This is a genomic window from Paenibacillus kribbensis (genome assembly GCF_002240415.1).
GTDB lineage: Bacteria > Bacillota > Bacilli > Paenibacillales > Paenibacillaceae > Paenibacillus > Paenibacillus kribbensis.
In genome coordinates, this window is record NZ_CP020028.1 from 1,050,722 (window position 1) to 1,067,586 (window position 16,865).

Annotated in this window: 18 protein-coding genes; 8 read left to right on the plus strand and 10 right to left on the minus strand. The window is 46.9% G+C overall.

Annotated features, from left to right (window positions below):
* Positions 1–60: 60 nt before the first annotated feature.
* Positions 61–306, minus strand: coding sequence for a NifU family protein (locus B4V02_RS04810; protein ID WP_094153937.1), 246 nt, complete (start codon positions 304–306; stop codon positions 61–63).
* Between the two features lie 86 nt (positions 307–392).
* Between B4V02_RS04810 and B4V02_RS04815 the strand changes: the two genes are divergently transcribed.
* The gene (locus tag B4V02_RS04815) at positions 393–650 is read left to right on the plus strand and encodes a YuzB family protein (protein WP_094153938.1); all 258 of its coding nucleotides are present in this window, start codon (positions 393–395) and stop codon (positions 648–650) included.
* 63 nt (positions 651–713) lie between these two features.
* Here B4V02_RS04815 and B4V02_RS04820 read toward each other — a convergent pair whose 3' ends face one another.
* Both B4V02_RS04820 and mqnE read right to left on the minus strand, forming a co-directional pair.
* A complete protein-coding gene (locus B4V02_RS04820; RefSeq protein ID WP_094156938.1) occupies positions 714–1,781 on the minus strand; it encodes an NAD(P)/FAD-dependent oxidoreductase in 1,068 nt (355 codons plus the stop codon).
* A gap of 218 nt (positions 1,782–1,999) precedes the next feature.
* Positions 2,000–3,106, minus strand: coding sequence for an aminofutalosine synthase MqnE (gene mqnE / locus B4V02_RS04825; protein ID WP_007431956.1), 1,107 nt, complete (start codon positions 3,104–3,106; stop codon positions 2,000–2,002).
* A 376-nt stretch (positions 3,107–3,482) separates the two neighbouring features.
* Between mqnE and B4V02_RS04830 the strand changes: the two genes are divergently transcribed.
* Positions 3,483–3,842, plus strand: coding sequence for a HesB/IscA family protein (locus B4V02_RS04830; protein WP_007431955.1), 360 nt, complete (start codon positions 3,483–3,485; stop codon positions 3,840–3,842).
* Between the two features lie 242 nt (positions 3,843–4,084).
* On the opposite strand, the gene B4V02_RS04835 is transcribed toward B4V02_RS04830, so the two are convergent.
* On the minus strand, positions 4,085–4,948 hold the full coding sequence (locus B4V02_RS04835) for a lytic polysaccharide monooxygenase (RefSeq protein ID WP_094153939.1): 864 nt from the start codon (positions 4,946–4,948) through the stop codon (positions 4,085–4,087).
* Positions 4,949–5,650: 702 nt separating this feature from the next.
* Positions 5,651–5,887 (minus strand): helix-turn-helix domain-containing protein, encoded by a 237-nt coding sequence (locus B4V02_RS04840; protein ID WP_094153940.1) that lies wholly within the window; start codon positions 5,885–5,887, stop codon positions 5,651–5,653.
* Positions 5,888–6,099: 212 nt separating this feature from the next.
* Here B4V02_RS04840 and B4V02_RS04845 point away from each other — a divergent pair, with 212 nt between their 5' ends.
* Positions 6,100–6,462: a hypothetical protein gene (locus tag B4V02_RS04845; protein WP_094153941.1), complete on the plus strand. Its 363-nt coding sequence runs from the start codon at positions 6,100–6,102 to the stop codon at positions 6,460–6,462.
* Between the two features lie 497 nt (positions 6,463–6,959).
* Here B4V02_RS04845 and B4V02_RS04850 read toward each other — a convergent pair whose 3' ends face one another.
* Complete coding sequence (locus B4V02_RS04850) at positions 6,960–7,838, minus strand: LysR family transcriptional regulator (RefSeq protein ID WP_094153942.1); 879 nt, start codon at positions 7,836–7,838, stop codon at positions 6,960–6,962.
* A 149-nt stretch (positions 7,839–7,987) separates the two neighbouring features.
* On the opposite strand from B4V02_RS04850, the gene B4V02_RS04855 reads away from it, so the two are divergent.
* The 3 genes from B4V02_RS04855 (at position 7,988) to B4V02_RS04865 (ending at position 9,971) form a co-directional block, all read left to right on the plus strand.
* Complete coding sequence (locus B4V02_RS04855; protein ID WP_094153943.1) at positions 7,988–8,917, plus strand: DMT family transporter; 930 nt, start codon at positions 7,988–7,990, stop codon at positions 8,915–8,917.
* Positions 8,918–9,046: 129 nt separating this feature from the next.
* Complete coding sequence (locus B4V02_RS04860; RefSeq protein ID WP_007431946.1) at positions 9,047–9,337, plus strand: hypothetical protein; 291 nt, start codon at positions 9,047–9,049, stop codon at positions 9,335–9,337.
* A gap of 313 nt (positions 9,338–9,650) precedes the next feature.
* Entirely contained in the window at positions 9,651–9,971 is a 321-nt protein-coding gene (locus tag B4V02_RS04865) for a hypothetical protein (protein WP_007431945.1), read from the plus strand.
* Positions 9,972–10,082: 111 nt separating this feature from the next.
* Here B4V02_RS04865 and B4V02_RS04870 read toward each other — a convergent pair whose 3' ends face one another.
* The 3 genes from B4V02_RS04870 to B4V02_RS04880 all read right to left on the minus strand — a co-directional run bounded on the left by B4V02_RS04870 (position 10,083) and on the right by B4V02_RS04880 (position 12,083).
* Positions 10,083–10,937, minus strand: coding sequence for a 1,4-dihydroxy-6-naphtoate synthase (locus B4V02_RS04870; RefSeq protein ID WP_094153944.1), 855 nt, complete (start codon positions 10,935–10,937; stop codon positions 10,083–10,085).
* Positions 10,938–11,597: a futalosine hydrolase gene (locus tag B4V02_RS04875; RefSeq protein WP_094153945.1), complete on the minus strand. Its 660-nt coding sequence runs from the start codon at positions 11,595–11,597 to the stop codon at positions 10,938–10,940.
* A 240-nt stretch (positions 11,598–11,837) separates the two neighbouring features.
* Positions 11,838–12,083 carry a hypothetical protein gene (locus B4V02_RS04880; RefSeq protein ID WP_007431922.1) on the minus strand — a complete coding sequence of 82 codons (246 nt, stop codon included), beginning with the start codon at positions 12,081–12,083 and terminating at the stop codon, positions 11,838–11,840.
* 267 nt (positions 12,084–12,350) lie between these two features.
* Between B4V02_RS04880 and ppk1 the strand changes: the two genes are divergently transcribed.
* On the plus strand, positions 12,351–14,459 hold the full coding sequence (gene ppk1, locus B4V02_RS04885; protein ID WP_094153946.1) for a polyphosphate kinase 1: 2,109 nt from the start codon (positions 12,351–12,353) through the stop codon (positions 14,457–14,459).
* On the opposite strand, the gene B4V02_RS04890 is transcribed toward ppk1, so the two are convergent.
* A complete protein-coding gene (locus B4V02_RS04890) occupies positions 14,419–15,954 on the minus strand; it encodes a Ppx/GppA phosphatase family protein (protein WP_094153947.1) in 1,536 nt (511 codons plus the stop codon). The two genes, ppk1 and B4V02_RS04890, sit on opposite strands and share 41 nt — an antisense overlap.
* A 220-nt stretch (positions 15,955–16,174) precedes the next feature.
* On the opposite strand from B4V02_RS04890, the gene B4V02_RS04895 reads away from it, so the two are divergent.
* Complete coding sequence (locus B4V02_RS04895; protein WP_094153948.1) at positions 16,175–16,831, plus strand: YheC/YheD family protein; 657 nt, start codon at positions 16,175–16,177, stop codon at positions 16,829–16,831.
* Positions 16,832–16,865 lie beyond the last annotated feature (34 nt).

The window sequence follows — 16,865 nt, forward strand, 5'->3', positions numbered from 1 at the left end:
AAAAGAGTCTTGAGCTTCATTACTGAAGCCAAGACTCTCATGATCATTATGCAACAAGCATTAGAATACTTGTACCACTTCTTGGACGCCTTCGACTTCTTCGAGAAGAGCGCGTTCAATCCCTGCTTTCAGCGTGATTGTGGAGCTTGGGCAACTACCGCAAGCGCCCATCAGCTTCAGCTTAACGATGCCGTCTTCAACGTCAACCAGCTCAACGTCGCCGCCATCGCGTTGCAGGAACGGACGGAGCTTATCCAGTACATCTGCTACTTCATCATACATTTGAACGCTTTGTGCTTCGCTCATTAGACTTCAACTCCTTTCCTATACCTTATCATTATATTACAAAGCGGGCCAAATTAAAATGCCCGCCATCCAAAGCAGGTGAAAAAATGTTAAGACCTATCATCGAATTTTGCACCAGCAATATGCATTTTGGCACCGATGAAATTATGTCCAGGCTGGAGCAAAATCCGGATTATGATGTAATCGAATACGGCTGTCTTAGCAATTGTGGTCAGTGCAACGCCGAGCCCTATGCGATGGTCAACGGTGAGATTGTTTCTGCGGATTCAGCAGAGCTGCTGTATGAAGTGATTATAAGCAAGATCAAGGAAGCTGAGGCATGGGATCAGCTTGATTTGGATTGAGAAACACAAGAAGAAGACCTGCTCTGGAAAGCGGGTCTTCTTGTGTTTTATATAGCCAATCGCTCAGCCAAAATGGCGTTTGGACTTCCAGAGCACACCGCTTTTAAGCAGGCGAGGTACTCGTCCACGCAACGAGGTGCTGCCCATAAAGCCATAGCCGAAGCCCGCTTTCTTGCCCAGTGCGCCTAATGTGCCGCGCAGCTTCAGAGGATGGGGGTGAGGCGTTTGGCCCTTCCACAGGTCGCGTACAATGTGTGCGATCTGCTCCCCTTGCACCTCTGCCGCCTGGGCGCTTGGCGAATAAGGAAGACTGGCACAGTCCCCGACCACGTACACCTCGGGGTGATCCGGTATTTGATAATATTCGTTGAGCACGATGCGGCCCTGAGGGTCTTTAGGAACAGCCAAATCCTGCACCATTTTTACCGGTTGAATCCCGGCTGTCCATACCACCGCATCCGTTACAATCTGCTCGTTATGATTGTAGATAGCGCCCGGTTCAATACGGCAAACCGCAGCATGATTCAGTACATGAACCTGATGCTCCTTGAACCAGGCATGTACATAGGCAGACAAACGTTGCGGAAATGCCGACAGTACCCGCTCGCCCCGATCCATAATGGTAATATTTAAATCCGAACGACTTTCACGCAGCTCCGCAGCAATTTCAACACCACTCAGACCGCCGCCTACAATATGAACGTGCCCATAAGGCTTGATTTCATTCAAGCGCAGATACGTTTGACGGGTATGGTTAAAAGACTGGATCGTGCAGCTATACTCTTCAGCCCCCGGCGTATTGTGAAAACGGTCCGTGCAGCCTAGCGCAATCACAAGCTGATCATAGAGCAAAGGCTCGCCATCCTGAAAATGGACGATTTTATTCTCCAGATCCATCGAGGTGACTTCTCCGTATTTGCGGATCAGGCGTTGCTCATTGGGAAAATGCACCCGCAAATCAAAATCAGATACCGTCCCTGCTGCGAGAGCGTAGTATTCTGTTTTCAAGCCTTGAAAGGGCATCCGGTCCACTAAAATAACTTGAACATCGTCGGGAATATGTTTGTCCAGCAATTCTTTGGCAATGGTAAGGCCGCCGTAGCCGCCCCCCAGAATAACGAAATTTTTCATCAAAAATCCGCCGTCCTTTCGCTGCCGTGTCCCCGGCAAATGGTCTGGAGCCTGGTTTATAATACCCGGAGTCCGGTCTGCTGTGGCAGGCAGGCCGGAGTATTCCGAGGCAACTTGTCGCTGCATAGTGTGAGTAATGGGGAAAAAATGCTCGCGGGAAATCTGAATCCGAAATAAATTTGTTTCGTTGAGTTTGTTAAATTCGTCGAGAGACTCGATTAGTCGAAAACTTCGATTTCGTTATAGAAGGTGTCCCGTTCTACCGGGATACGTCCTGCACCTTTAACTAGCCAAATCAGCTCTTTACGGGTCAAACCGGCTGGAGTTAAAGCACCTGCGGCATGGCTAATCTGCTCGCGCACAATCGTGCCATGGACGTCCGAGGCGCCGAACGTAAGCGCGACCTGCGTCAATTGCGGGCCAATATTAATGAAGTAAGCCTTGACATGCTTGATATTGTCCAGCATCAGGCGGCTGATCGCAATCGTTTTGAGATCCTCATAAGCGGAATTGCGGCGCATAATGCTGGCATTTTTGCTTTTTGGCTGCATGGACAGTGGAATGAATACCATAAATCCGTTCGTTTCATCCTGCAATTCACGAATTTGCAGCATATGTTCAATACGATCCTGGTACGATTCGACCGAACCGTACAGCATGGTCGTATGAGTTTTCATGCCGAGATTGTGAGCCGTGCGATGTACTTCAAGATAGCGATCCACATTGGCCTTGGAAACACGCATTTTCTTGCGATATTCGTCGGACAAAATCTCTGCGCCACCGCCTGTCAGAGTTTGAAGTCCAGCCTTTTGCAGCTCCTGAAGCACTTCTTTGATGCTCAAGCCGCTAATGCGTGTAAAAAAGTCAATTTCTGCTGCAGTATAGGCTTTCAGTGTAACGTTGGGATACTTTTCATTCAGCGCCTTCAATGAGTCTACATAGTATTGGAAAGGCACATGATTATTATGACCGCCAACAATATGGAATTCTCTTACCCCAGGATGGATATGCTGCTCAACATAATCAATCATTTCCTGTCCCGACAATGTATAAGAGCCGTCCTCCCCCTGGTCCTTGCGGAAGTTACAGAACGCGCAGCGCGCTTCGCATACATTAGTGAAGTACAGGCTCATATTTTCGATAAAATAAACCTTTTTTCCATTTTTACGTAAATTAGCTTCGTTAGCCAACTGACCCAGTGTGAGAATATCGTCAGTTTCATATAAATATATACCGTCTTCAAGGCTCAAACGAATACCGTTCTGAACCTTTTCTACAATCTCCGCCATTCTGCGGTCTGTAAAAGGTGTAACTAATGTGGACATGCCCATTCCTCCTTCAAGTTGCTCTGTGCGAGGCTTTCCGCTATGATCTGCGGTCCAAGCGCTTGATGCACACAGGATGTCCCGTTCCGTCGGTGCGAACCCGGCAGCGCGGATGTAGAATATGTGAAAAATATTACAATGCCAGGCTACAACAATGACGGATGTCTTAAAACAACGCCATTTAATTGACAATTTTCCGACAGTTTCTTTTACACACTCTTCATCTATTATAAACCTCACCACACAGGTGATCAATACAAATGAGTGTAAAATCAGGTCTTTTACCCCGTAAGGCATGGACATTCCATGACTTGAGCACGTGCCAATAGTGGAGTATACTGAAGGGGAACATGAAGTAAAAGAGGAGGATGGAGCCATGATTAACATTACCGATTCCGCTGCTGAACGCTTGAAGGAAATGCTGGAGCAGCAGGAAACGCCGAATATGTTTTTGCGTCTGGGTGTTACGCCGGGCGGTTGTACCGGATTTTCGTACGCCATGGGTTTTGACGACAATGAGACAGATCAGGATATATATATGAACGTACAGGATATGAAAGTCGTAGTGGAGAAAGAAAGCATCCGCTATCTGGACGGTCTGGAAATCGACTTTGAAGAGTCTGGCATGTCAGGCGGCTTCACGATTCATAACCCGAATGCCGTAGCTACATGCGGCTGTGGTTCAAGCTTCCGTACGCGTGATGATGCAGGGAAGCCAAGCGAAGAGCCTTGTTAATATATGAGTAAAAGTAACAATCCAATCCTTTTGAAACTATGTGTAATACCAAACATAGTTTCAAAAGGATTTTTATTTTGTTAAATTTGCAGTCCATATATGATAGTGAGATGACGCCCATGCTGGGCGTACGAACAAAAAGCCAGAGAGAATTTTTCTCTCTGGCTCTCGCGGGATATGTCTGAGGGTTTAAACTTGACTCGACAACCGCCTCTTCGTTTTTGAATAAAATATGTCCGCCCTTATGCGCTGCCCAATTCTGTGCTGCCTTCCTCATCGGGCGGCACATCGCCGATCAGCTTCCACGGACCCCACTGTCCTGTCGTTCCCGGTTCCTGTCCACGGGTCCACCACAGAGCTTGCCACAATTGCCCGTTGTGCAGAACGATTTCACCTTCGGTATAAACCCTGATGGTATTCCAGACGAGGTACTTTCCGAAACGGTTGGGATCTCCCGGGAAACCCTTGTCGGGCGTGGTCGGTGCCGACGGGTTGATGCTGAGCTTAACATCCATCGCTTGGTAGAAGGCATTCTCCGTATCTGCGATATCCCAAACGCCAACGATAACGTGATATCCTTCCCGGTCATTCGGAACAAAGCAATCGTTATAAGTGTCGATTGGCGGAATCGCACCGTCATCTATATAACGGCAGAATAACTCAAGATCCTCTCGTTTTAACGGGGAATTGGGGTCCCAGTCTTTTTTCGTAATAAAATAATCCCATGTATTCGTGCTGTGATTGGCTGTAAGCTTCCAATGAAACGTATGCTCCCCGCCTACCATATCTACCTTGGTCCAGCGATCCGCCGTTTGCTCGTCGAGTTCCAAAAATTTCGCGCCGCTGGCGATCTTGCCGTCAGGAACGCCGAATTCAGGGAAATCCCCTCGCCCTTCCACACTAAAAGGCTCCCATCTCACTGGCCCGCAATTGGTGTTTTGGCCCGTGGAACATAGATGAGCGCGGCTATCCGTCAAATACCCATGAGCGGAAGCGCTTTCCGCAAAAACAAACGAACCCGCCAGCATTAGGAACAGGGCTCCTATCGAGAAAATAAACCATTTCATAGATAACTTACGATGATTCACAAAAGTCTGGTTTGTCATGTTACTACTCCTCCTTGCATTTTTTAATAGGATCTTTCAGGGGGTTCTAGTCTAGTCTTGATAACGCTTTCAATAGTTTGAGACGTCATCATCAAGCGGCTTTATGGATTCCTCCTTCCGAAAAGTTATTATGAATCCATTCCAAAGAGGCCTGTCCATGCTTAGATGAGAATAAATAAGCAGCAACGGCTTCCCGGAAATTGATCCCAAATAATAAATAATTCAAGAAAAAATGTATTTATTTTCTATACAATACATTGAGATTAGATAGTTGTCAATATTTTCAATGGAATATATCAATAAATATTGGATATATATGAGAAAATATGTCGAAATTCAAAACATTTTTAGCGTTGATTCTTTCAAAAATGCGTAACTTCACTAAGTAGACATCAGGCATCCGTTAGAGCGAGAAAATATTAAAAAACAAAGCTGTTTTTACTTAAGAGAGTTTATGGTTTAGCGTTTTGTCCTTAAAGAGAATATACGCCAGATCATTTTTAATGACTTTATTAGTATTTGTAGACAAAATGGTTTAAGTATAAAATCATTCCTGTCAATTCTTTAATTTTGAAGTAGAATATTTTGAAGGTTTCACAGGAGGGACAAAATCTGTTGGTGCGTGGAATGGTGCTGTACAAGCGAAGCGGTCGCTTTAAATCAATATTAAGTTGAAAAGAAAGAGCGCTATCCCTAAACGGATTAGCGCTCTTTCTCTTTATCTAATGGTTGTTCTTTTATAAATTCAACAACCTCTTCAACTTTACAATCCAACTCCTCACAAATCCGTGCAATGACACTCATGGCTACAAATTCCCCATTAGACATTTTCGCCAAAGTCGATGGTGATATTCCTAATTGAGTACGAAGGTAAGTTCGTGTCTTATCTCGTTTAATTAGAGTGATTTCCATTGGTTTATAACTTGGTTTCAATCCCATGAGCAATCCCCCTCTACTTATTATATGTACTTAAATATTAGTGAAGTCAAACCTGAATTACAATAATGCGTACATTTTGTTCGATAAGTATTGAATGATTAAATGTGAAGATGTATTATATATATAAGAAGTCGTACATTAAGTACATATAAATATAATAGCTTGGTCTTTATTTAACAAAAAAATTAATGAATCCAAAGGAGAGGGATTATATGACCAAATCGGTTGAATTGAAAAGAGCTACCATGGTATATGGACCTGATGATGATCCTTATATCTATGAATTATTTGAGGGGGTCCTGTTTGATCGTAGCTATTTCTTTTATCTGGAAAATGGGATGTTGTGTCTGCGACATGTACGAAAGATAGACCAACTGGATCATCCACATCTTTATGTGGATGGAGACAGTGGCGGCCTTCAACTAGCGAAGAATGTGCAACGTGAGATTGTGGAAGTCGTTACAGAGGTGATTGAGCGTTTGCGCAGTAAGGATGGCTTGACATTTTTACTAGACGAACTGCTATGGTTGCACGGTCGAACCCATATCGAGCTTAACCTTGTAAACACAAAGTGACACCACACATCTAGTAGTTCTTCTCACTATTCCTACTCTATATTCCAATTTTCCCAATTATGCTATAATGATTTGGACAAATTAACCGGTGGGGAAGATGCGGCGAAGCTAGCCCGAGAGGGGGTGACGCCGTGTCATTTGATCTAATCGTGAAGATTCTTGACGTTGTGCTAAAGTTGGTCAGTATAACTACTGGTCTAAAGACTTTGGTCCAAGCCTGGAAACAATCACGTAAAGACAAGAAAAACCACCGGGAATAGGTTGGCCGCCTAGCTATCCGGTGATTTTTCGTACCTAGTATGAAATTCTCGCCGTGGTCGCCCACCGGCCTTTGTCAGATAGTCGCGATGGTGGAACATCGCGGCTATACTTATTTTACCCACATGTCATAGGCTATATGACACATAGTACATGATACAGTATTCTTAATACAGTATAGCATAGGGCTGTTCCCTTTTCTACAAATGGTTATGCCTTCCATACGCTAATTTTTTATATTAAGTCTCCACATCCACAAACAACTCCTTAGCGGTGCGGATAAATAACTGTACAGCCGGAGAAGCATCGGGCAGGGATGGCACAGCGATACCAATCTCGCGTGTAATCAATGGCATGGTTTCCTTGACAGTCAGATCATGGGGGAATGTGGACAAGGAGAGTGAGGAAACGATCCCCATACCCAGCCCTTGCCGGACCATGCTGACCAGAGTACTGACATTGTGAGTGATGAATTGTGCTTTCAGTTGGCTCTGTTCGCGTTCAAAGCCTTCCATAATGGCAACCTCATGTCCACCCTTACAAAAGATCATATCTTGTTGATTCAAGTCTCGAATGGCGATTTTGTCGCGCGTTTGCATGGGATGACCGTCCGGCAGGAGGATGACCATATTATCCTGGCATAAAGGGATGACATCCACTTGTGGATCAGGCAGCAGGATGATGCCCGCTTCGATTTCCCGGGTATGCACCCATTCCTTGACCTCATTCGTGGAGCCTTCGCGCAGATCAAAAACCAGGTTCGGATAATGCTGGCGAATATGATGGATGATGGGAGGCAGAAAATAGGCTGAGGCCGAGGGAAAGGCACCGATGGTGACCGTGCCAACATCCAGCCCTTTTTCAGCGGCTACCTGCTGCTGTACCTTTTCCATGCTTTGCAGCATCATGCGAAATTGCAGCAGTACTTTGTGCCCGATATGGGTTAGGAGTACGCCTTTTTTGCGATCCCGCAGTAATAGCTGGACATCCAGTTCGTTTTCGATACTGGCGATCGCATGGCTGACAGCGGGCTGCGTCATATGCAGTTCATGAGCAGTTTGGGTAAAGCTTAGCGTTTCAGCTACGCGGACGAAGATCATGATCTGGGTAATCGTCATAAGTGAAAAGTTATCTCCCTTATCGAAAACATTCATTTTATTTATTAGTGATCACAGTATACGCTAGTAAAGCGAAGCTTTGCAAACGGGCTTGATATCTATAACCGTAAGCAAAGAACGATGAAAATGCCAGAGGAGAGAAGACATCTATGAAAAAGTTAACACCAAAAGCCACGCTGTGGCTTGTATTGATATTAGTCATGGTGTGGGGGATCAACTGGCCGTTGACCAAGCTGGCTTTGCCAGATACGCCCCCGCTATTCTTTTCGGGAATGCGCACCTTGCTGGGCGGTTTGATTTTGCTATTATTCGCTTTGCGTCACCGGAAAACCTTGCGTTTTAGACAGAATGCATGGACGTACCTCGTTCTGGCGATATTTAATATTGCAGGCTACTATGGTTTGCAGACGATAGGATTGCGCTATTTGCCTGCCGGGTTATTTTCCACTTTAGTATTTCTCCAGCCCATCTTATTGGGATTGTTCTCCTGGTTATGGCTGGGTGAGCGTATGTTTCCAATGAAGGTTATCGGACTGGTGCTTGGATTTGGCGGGGTGATCGTGATTAGCTCTGGCGGCATGGCAGGCCATTTGTCCGTATTGGGGATTGTGCTGGGGCTGGCCTCGGGACTGTGCTGGGCGCTGGGAACCATTTATATGAAGAAAAAAAGCAAGCAGTTGGACTCCATTTGGGCGGTCACTATGCAGCTCATATTGGGAGGCATCATGCTTAACGGGGTTGGATTTGCGACAGAGAAATGGAGCGATATCCACTGGACAGCTTCTTTTATTGCAATCTTATCGTTTATTTCGATCTTCGTGATTGCCATGGGCTGGATGATTTATTTTAAACTGATCGATAATGGAGATGCAGGAACCGTTGGCTCATACACGTTTTTGATCCCGGTGCTGTCTACGATCTTTAGTATGGTGATGCTGAAGGAATCTCTTACCCTGACTTTTGTTGCGGGCTTGGTGCTGATTGCAGGCAGCGTGTATCTGGTAAATACGGCTTCGCCGAGAAAACAAGGGTGCCGAACGGCCAAGGCTGATGAAACGCAATCCTGTACCCAGGCATAGAAATACAGAATCAGGAATAATATGCTAGTTTATCAAATAAAATATGACGATTCTTTTTGCGCAAGGTTTTGTAGAAGGTCTGAGGAAAGGTTATAATGAGCATTATTAGGTCAGGGAGGTAGCAGAGTATTGAGCGTCATTATTTCACAGCAGATCACAGCAACGGGCGTGAAGGAATATACGAAGGTGATGAAAACATTCGATTCCCGGTTTACCCCTTTGGTTGGACAGAAAATCAGAGATACGGCATTTGGAGATATGCAATATTATGACGTCGAGGATGTATTTATCGATTTGGCGGAAAATGAGTATTGGGTCATTTTACCTGCCGTTTTGCTGCATACTGATGATATTGAGGATCTACGAGATGCCGTGCGTGAGTATCGTTCACACGGTTGGGAATGCACGAAACCTCTGTGAGGCATGCTATATAAGCTCTTTATGTGGAAACGTCTTTCTATTGCAAGATAGGCGTTTTCTTGTATTTTTTTGTTTGATTTTCTACTAATAATTGGAATGAAAAGTAATGATTCATGCTGAAAATGCGCAAAAAGTATCATTTTTTATCATAAAACGACAAGTTGGGAAATGAAAACAGACTTAATGTGTTATACTTAGTATATCAAAGGACAAGAGTCTAAAACGATCGGTAAGGCCCTTTCTTTGAAGAGCCGCTGTACGGTTCAACGTTTATCCAAAATAAATGGTCAAAAGGAAAAGGGGAAATGCTAACGTGAGAGTGAATTTAAAATTTACGAACAAAGGGCAAGTTGCTGTTGAGAATTTCAACAATGAGGAGCTTATCGAAATCTTTAGCCGCTACATTAAAACGTTAAGCAAGAAGTATGACATCTCGGTTACGGTACCTGAAGAACTGAATGAGCAGATTTTGGCAGAGGGCACCGTGAAGGTTGTGTTGGATAAGATTAATTGTGACATGGACGCTTTTTTCAAGGAACTGAGTCGGGATATCAAGGTGCCGCTGGTGAAAAGATTGGGCACCAAGCTGGATAATGTATTTAAGACCGAGGTCGTGGAGCAAGAACAGAACTAAAGACAGGATTCAGAGAGTCTAAAATGAGAATTTACTATACGAAGAAATGATAAAACCTCCCGAACTGGACGCATGGTTAGGCATGTGCTCGTTCGGGAGGTTTTATAGGTTTTAGCGGATTGTGGAGGCAAGGCGCAGCTTGGCCAAATCAAACGAAGGCACCAGCCCTTCCTGTGCGGCACGTCCGAGCAAGGCTTCGATAGCGGCATAACCGCTGTCGCCCAGATTGGCGGTAAAATCGTTCACGTACAGGTCGATATGTGACTGGGCTACATCCGGTGACAGCTCCTGTGCATGAGACAATACATACTCGCGGGAAGCTTCAGGGTGCTTCCACGCGTACTCGACAGAGGCGCGTATCCAGTCTGTGATCGCATCCAGATCCAGATTTCGACGGGCAATAATCGCTCCGAGCGGGATCGGGAGTCCTGTATCTTCTTCCCACCAGTTGCCCAGATCGACTTGCTTGCGGAGTCCGTAGGACGGATATGTAAAGCGTGCTTCATGAATAACCAGTCCGGCATCTATATGACCGTCACGGACAGCAGGCATGATTTGGTCAAACGGCATGACGACGATCTCGCCTACACCTCCAGGCACATGCTTGGCTGCCCACAGGCGGAACAGCAGGTAGGCGGTTGAACGTTCACTTGGTACGGCTACACGCTTGCCAGACAAGGCTTTCGGGCCTTCCACCGTGGAGCCTTCTTTGGTCAGCACGAGCGGCCCACAACCCCGGCCCAGTGCGCCACCACAAGGCAGCAGAGCATATTCATCCAGCACCCAAGGGAGCGCGGCATACGAGATTTTCATAATATCCAGTCCGTCTGGTGTGATCGCCAGATTGTTGGTGATGTCGATATCGGCAAAGGTAATATCCAGCGCGGGCGCGCCCGGAATCAAACCATGCGCCAGGGCATGAAAGACAAAGGTGTCATTGGGACAAGGTGAAAAAGCAATTTGCATCTATATAACCTCCGTTAATGTAGAAAATGCGGCTTCCAACGCTTGCAAAGCCTCTTTGATCCGCCAGGCTGCACGGTCACGTGGACCGACGGCATTGGAAATCGTGCGGATTTCCATCACAGGCAGCTCCAGCTTGTTCGCTGCCACGGCTACGCCGTAGCCCTCCATTGCTTCGGCAGCGGCTCCGGGAACACGGTTAGCCAGCTGTTCCGCGGTTGACGACGTGCCTGTGGCCGTTGTCACGGTCAGGATCGGCCCGGCGACAGCTGTCTGTCCGGCGGCGCGCAAGGCCTGAACAATCCGCTGGCTGGCGCCAGTGTTCACGGCGATTCGGCTGGAGCCGAAGCCCAGCTCGTCCACACTGCTAAAGCCGTTTGCCGTCTCGGCCCCGAGGTCGGCGGCGATGATCGCGTCAGCGACGACGACGCTCTCCAGCGCGGCGGTCTCGATGAAGCCGCCGCCAATCCCGGCGCTGATGACCAGGCGGAAGCCGCCAGCAGCCAGCGCCAGCGCGGTTGAAGCCGCTGCGGATGGAGCGCCCACACCTGCCAGCTCAACCTTAAAGCGAGTATCGCCTTTCAGGCCGCGCAGCACGGCCTCCCGTTCGCCTTCAACCGCGGTCATGACCAGGATGCGTCCATCTGATGTTATGTGCTCCATCGGTTGATTCCCCTTTAAATGTAGGTAATATGCTCCCTTATCATACTGCTTTTTGAAACGATGTTCAAAAAAAGTCGACAAAAAAAGCGCTCTATGGCGCTTTTTAAGTAAAATTTCCAGCTTTGGCAGATATAAAGCCAGTAGCACAGCTGGTTAAAGGATTGGTCTGCGAACATGCATTATCTTTAAGATAAAAACAATTCTAATCTGGAAGAACAGCATAGGCATAGCATATAATAATTATATCGGTTGATCCTTCGTGATCAACTGAAACATGGTAATGTTGCGGTCATAATGGCTTGGGGTCCCATCCTGATTGCGCACTCGAATCATTTCGCTGCTGAACAACTCGATATATCCACAGCCGATCTCACAGTATACGCCCGTAGGGTCCTCTTGCCAGACTGAAACGAGGTGTTGAGACAGCGCTGCGGTAAAAAATTCGATGTTTTTTTGCAGTACGCGTGGCGTTTTCTTGGGTTCCATAACGAAAATCCTCCCTATAGGATGCCATTTAAAAATCAGCAATTGAGTGTGGTTGAAAAAGGTGCATTTTATCATTCTACTCTATGAAACAGACGTAAACACTGTACCCTATTAATGCTATTTTTGTAAAGCATCCGATTGACCTTTTCAACATCCAGCTGCGTTTACACACATTTTACATTGCGTTTACACAGCCGTGATGCTAGTGCATTTCATCTAATAGTACAATAAAAGGATAACTATACTGCATGAATTGATGGAGGCCATATGTTGATAGAGAGTCAGAAAAAGGATAAAGCCGGGTCAGAACGTTATTTTAACCGGGATTTAAGCTGGATTGAATTTAACCGCCGTGTGCTTCAGGAAGCTCAGGATGCAGATACACCGTTGCTGGAAAGAGCCAAATTTTTGGCGATTGTGTCTAGTAATTTGGATGAGTTTATGGCCGTCCGGGTAGCAGAGACGAGAGAGAAGATCAAGGCTGGTTTTATGCAAAAGGATTTTACCGGGTATACTCCCTCCGGTTTGTACAAACGCCTGATGAAGCGCACCGTCTCGATGGTATCCGAACAATATCGGACCTATCGCGATATTTCTCGCCTCTTGACGAAAAAAGGACTCTTATTGCTTGAATATGGAGATTTAAATACGACACAGCGCAAGTCGCTGGATGCTTATTTCCATGACATTATATTTCCGGTGCTAACGCCGATGGCGGTTGATCAAAGCCGTCCTTTTCCATTGGTTCACAATAAATACGTATATCTAGCAGTCGTCTTGAAACGTCCGGGGGACACCGAGGAGGATAAGCCGCTTTTTGCCATTGTGCAGGTGCCTTCCAATATTCCGCGTGTTGTTACAGTGCCGCTGCGTTCAAACAGTAAGAAGAAATCATTTATTTTAATTGAAGAGCTTATTAAGCATCATATACAAACGCTTTTCACGGGATATGTTCCGGAGGCGGTTCATGCCTTTCGTGTTACGCGTAATTCCGATTTGTCCATTAATGAAGAAGAGATCGAAGATTTGCTCGAAGAGATTGAAAAAGAGCTGCGTCGAAGAAGACGCGGTGCGCCGGTAAGACTGGAAGTGGAAAAAGGGATTCATCCCTTTGCTCTAACGGAGCTTCAACGTGAATTTAAGCTGTTCGATCATGTGTTCGAGATGGACGGGCCACTCGATTTGACGTTTTTATCGTCTTTTGCCGATCACTTGGAGGGGCATTCGCATCTGAAATTTCCGCCAATCAAACCGTTGTATCCGGAAGAGCTGCCCCCGCAAGAGGATATTTTCAGCGTACTTCGCAAGCGGGACGTGCTGGTATATCATCCGTATGAATCATTCGATGCAGTGACGGATTTTATTATTGAAGCGTCAGAGGACCCCGATGTGATGGCCATCAAAATGACCCTGTACCGGGTCAACGGGGAATCCAGGCTGATTCCGGCACTGGCACGTGCGGCCGAATCAGGCAAGCAGGTCACGGTGGTGGTGGAGCTGAAAGCCCGTTTTGATGAGGAGCGTAATATTGCCTGGGCGCGTACGCTTGAGAAAGCAGGCTGTCATGTGGTGTACGGACTGGTCGGTTTGAAGACACACGCCAAAATCATCCTCGTGGTACGTCACGAGCGTAACGCGCTCAAACGATACGTGCATGTGGGAACTGGCAACTACAATGAAAGTACGGCTCGTGTATATACGGATATCGGGTTATTCACGTCAGATCCGGTGTTGGGCGAGGATGCCTCTGATCTGTTCAATGAAATTACGGGCTTCTCTGCACTCAAGACCCTGCAAGCTTTCACGGTAGCTCCAACGGGAATGAAAAATAAGCTGTTCGAGTTAATCCGCAGGGAAGCGGAGCAAGCACTTGCAGGCAAGCCGGCCCGTATCATTGCCAAAATCAATTCTTTATCCAATCAGGAAATGATCGATGAACTATATGCGGCTTCTCAAGCAGGTGTAAAGATTGATTTAATCATTCGAGGGGTCTGCTGTTTGCGTCCCGGGGTGGAGGGCTTTAGCGAGAACATTCGGGTTATCAGTATTGTCGACCGTTTCCTGGAGCATTCCAGGCTGTTCTACTTTGAAAATGCAGGTCATTCGGAGCTTTTCCTGTCCAGTGCGGATTGGATGACTCGCAATCTGACTCGCCGAATTGAGTTGATGTGTCCGATTTATGATGAACGAATCAAAGAAATGCTGGCGGATATTTTACGTTTATCCTTGAACGATAATGTGAAGGCGCGGCAGCTTCTGCCTAATGGCAGCTATCAATTTGTAGCAAGAAACGACGAAGAGGCTCCCATCAGGAGCCAATTCGAAGCGATGAAGGTTAAAAACTGGAAGAAGGAAGAATGGACCACGACAATGTAAGATTCCAGGCCTTTTGAAAATCTTTAGCGACAGCTACCAGCTCCCGTTGTTCCAGAATCGGTTCACTCTTGCTTTCCAGGCGAATATGCAGTGCATCCTCTCCTGTCGTGGGATGGATGCTGGTAATGATGCCGGATTCGCTCCGATCCATGCCGATGGCGAGCTGAAGCAGGGAACCGAGCCGATGCACGCGATCTTCGTCCGAGGGCTCCAGAATGTCGGTATGTGTACGCAACAGTCGAGGCGTCCGATTTTTGGGATGGTAATCAGCGATCAGTGCAGCCAGTACCGTTTCCCGGTGAGTTAAACCGCCTATGCCTGCATGCAGGATCCAGAACACGGAATGCTGGCGGAAATGGTAATAATTCAAGGCAGCTCCCGTCTTGTAAAGGGTAGCCGCGGTCAGCAGCAAGCGCTTGTCCATTGCTATGGATGCTGTGTCGGTCAATGCGTCATAAAGCAGCACAGCGTACTCATGAACACGTCGGATATGTGCCTCGCTAACTGGGACACCGAACGACAGGATATTGCGTATGGAGGTGATGAGCGGATTAGCTACCACAGGTTGGTCGGTATTCACCAGCTCATGAAACAGACCGTCCCGCAGGCCCGCTCCACTGATCAAATACGCGATGCCTTGAGCAGCATCGAATATTGTTTTTAATATAATGAGTCCAGGTACAATGATGTCGGCTCTGTCTTTGGACAGGCCGGCTGTTTTTTTTCGTTTTTCATAAGGGAGATGGGGCAGAGTTTCATAAAAATAATTGACGTCTGCTGCCGTCATTTCGTAATGGTGCGTGACAGGCAGCGAGTAATCCTGCTGTTTTTGATTGATTTTAGCCAAGGTGCGCAGGGTGCCGCCCAGACCGATGAATGGCAGGCCCGGATTGGAAAATATCCAATCATGGTTTTGCAGTGAAGAACGAACAAAGCTCTCCATTTCCTCGATCTGCTGAGGAGACCATTCCCCATTCTTGACTTCCCGTCCAAAACGCCAATTCATATTGACCGCACCAAAGGGAAACGAAACGGTATGCAGCCGCTTCCGCTCACGGAACAGTGTAATTTCAGTACTTCCGCCCCCGATGTCAATAATAATGCCGTCGTTTATATTCATTGTATTGACCACACCCAGAAAACCGGCATAGCCCTCCTGTTCTCCGCTTAATATTTCCAACGTTAAGCCTGTTTCCTCCGCAATCCATTGAACAATTTCGTCCGAATTGACCGCATTGCGGATTGCGGCTGTCGCGGCTGCACGCATACGAACTACTTCGTGCATACGGCATACCGTCATGAATTGGCGCAGTAGTGGAGCGATGCTTCGAATCGCTTCCCGTTCCATGCGGCCGCCTGCCCCAACCTTTTCACTTAGTCGGGCAGCCTCTTTGCATTCCTGGACAATCCGGTAGGCTCCTGTCTCTGTCATTTCATAGATCACCAGACGTATGGAGTTGGAGCCAATGTCCATGATGCCAATTTTGCTGTTCATGCGTTAACCTCCTTGTTGAAAAAAACAATTTGCAGGTAAAATCCGCTGCTCCGGGCAAATAGTAGTCAGATTATTGTCATTGTACCAGTGATCTCCGGTGCATGCTACCGTCTGCAGTGATCTTGTCGAAATGCTATGCGTCTGGAGACAATCATCCAAGAATAGCGTATCCCTGTTGAGTATGTATAAGTATAGCTGATGGCGAAAGGAGAGAGGATTGATGAGACAGCTTGCAAGCAAGTGGTTAAAGACGAAGGCGCTGCTCCGCCATCCATATACCGCCGTTTATATACCGGAAACGTGTCTATATAGTGAGGAGCAGCTGCGCATGATGTTGCGGCGACATGCTTTTGTATTCATAAAGCCCGTGAAGGGAGGCGGAGGAAACGGGGTTATGCGCGTTGCAAAGGAGCGTAGGGAATATACATGCACGCGTATGGAGAACACATATCGTTTCAATCATTTTAAAGCACTTGTGGACGGAATCAGCAGACTTCGAATCCAGCGGCCGTATCTCATTCAGCAAGGCATCCAATTGGCAAGCATTCAAGGTCGACCTGTCGACTATCGGGTCAAGGTGGCCAAGGAAGGAGAAAAGTGGATTTTCCGTGCAGTGGTTGCACGTCATGCCCGCCCTGGTTTGGTTATTACGAACCTGTGCAAAGGTGGAACCCTATTAAAGGGAAGAGAGGCGCTTCGGATGATATATCCCCAGCGGCTGGCTATCAAGAAGCGGCGGGAAATCGTGGATCTCACCCGGCACTGTATTCCGGTACTTGAGAGAAGATTTCCAGGGATCGGGCAATTGGGGTTTGATTATGGACTTGATCCCAATGGACGGGTATGGATTTTGGAGGTAAACACAAGGCCCCAATAAGATGCCTTGACATGACGTCAAATATAATAAATTT

Coding starts and splice junctions, on each gene's coding strand:
- B4V02_RS04810 (WP_094153937.1), bottom strand. CDS start 306: ATGAGCGAAGCACAAAGCGTTCAAATGTATGATGAAGTAGCAGATGTA.
- B4V02_RS04815 (WP_094153938.1), top strand. CDS start 393: ATGTTAAGACCTATCATCGAATTTTGCACCAGCAATATGCATTTTGGC.
- B4V02_RS04820 (WP_094156938.1), bottom strand. CDS start 1,781: ATGAAAAATTTCGTTATTCTGGGGGGCGGCTACGGCGGCCTTACCATT.
- mqnE (WP_007431956.1), bottom strand. CDS start 3,106: ATGTCCACATTAGTTACACCTTTTACAGACCGCAGAATGGCGGAGATT.
- B4V02_RS04830 (WP_007431955.1), top strand. CDS start 3,483: ATGATTAACATTACCGATTCCGCTGCTGAACGCTTGAAGGAAATGCTG.
- B4V02_RS04835 (WP_094153939.1), bottom strand. CDS start 4,948: ATGACAAACCAGACTTTTGTGAATCATCGTAAGTTATCTATGAAATGG.
- B4V02_RS04840 (WP_094153940.1), bottom strand. CDS start 5,887: ATGGGATTGAAACCAAGTTATAAACCAATGGAAATCACTCTAATTAAA.
- B4V02_RS04845 (WP_094153941.1), top strand. CDS start 6,100: ATGACCAAATCGGTTGAATTGAAAAGAGCTACCATGGTATATGGACCT.
- B4V02_RS04850 (WP_094153942.1), bottom strand. CDS start 7,838: ATGACGATTACCCAGATCATGATCTTCGTCCGCGTAGCTGAAACGCTA.
- B4V02_RS04855 (WP_094153943.1), top strand. CDS start 7,988: ATGAAAAAGTTAACACCAAAAGCCACGCTGTGGCTTGTATTGATATTA.
- B4V02_RS04870 (WP_094153944.1), bottom strand. CDS start 10,937: ATGCAAATTGCTTTTTCACCTTGTCCCAATGACACCTTTGTCTTTCAT.
- B4V02_RS04875 (WP_094153945.1), bottom strand. CDS start 11,597: ATGGAGCACATAACATCAGATGGACGCATCCTGGTCATGACCGCGGTT.
- B4V02_RS04880 (WP_007431922.1), bottom strand. CDS start 12,083: ATGGAACCCAAGAAAACGCCACGCGTACTGCAAAAAAACATCGAATTT.
- ppk1 (WP_094153946.1), top strand. CDS start 12,351: ATGTTGATAGAGAGTCAGAAAAAGGATAAAGCCGGGTCAGAACGTTAT.
- B4V02_RS04890 (WP_094153947.1), bottom strand. CDS start 15,954: ATGAACAGCAAAATTGGCATCATGGACATTGGCTCCAACTCCATACGT.
- B4V02_RS04895 (WP_094153948.1), top strand. CDS start 16,175: ATGAGACAGCTTGCAAGCAAGTGGTTAAAGACGAAGGCGCTGCTCCGC.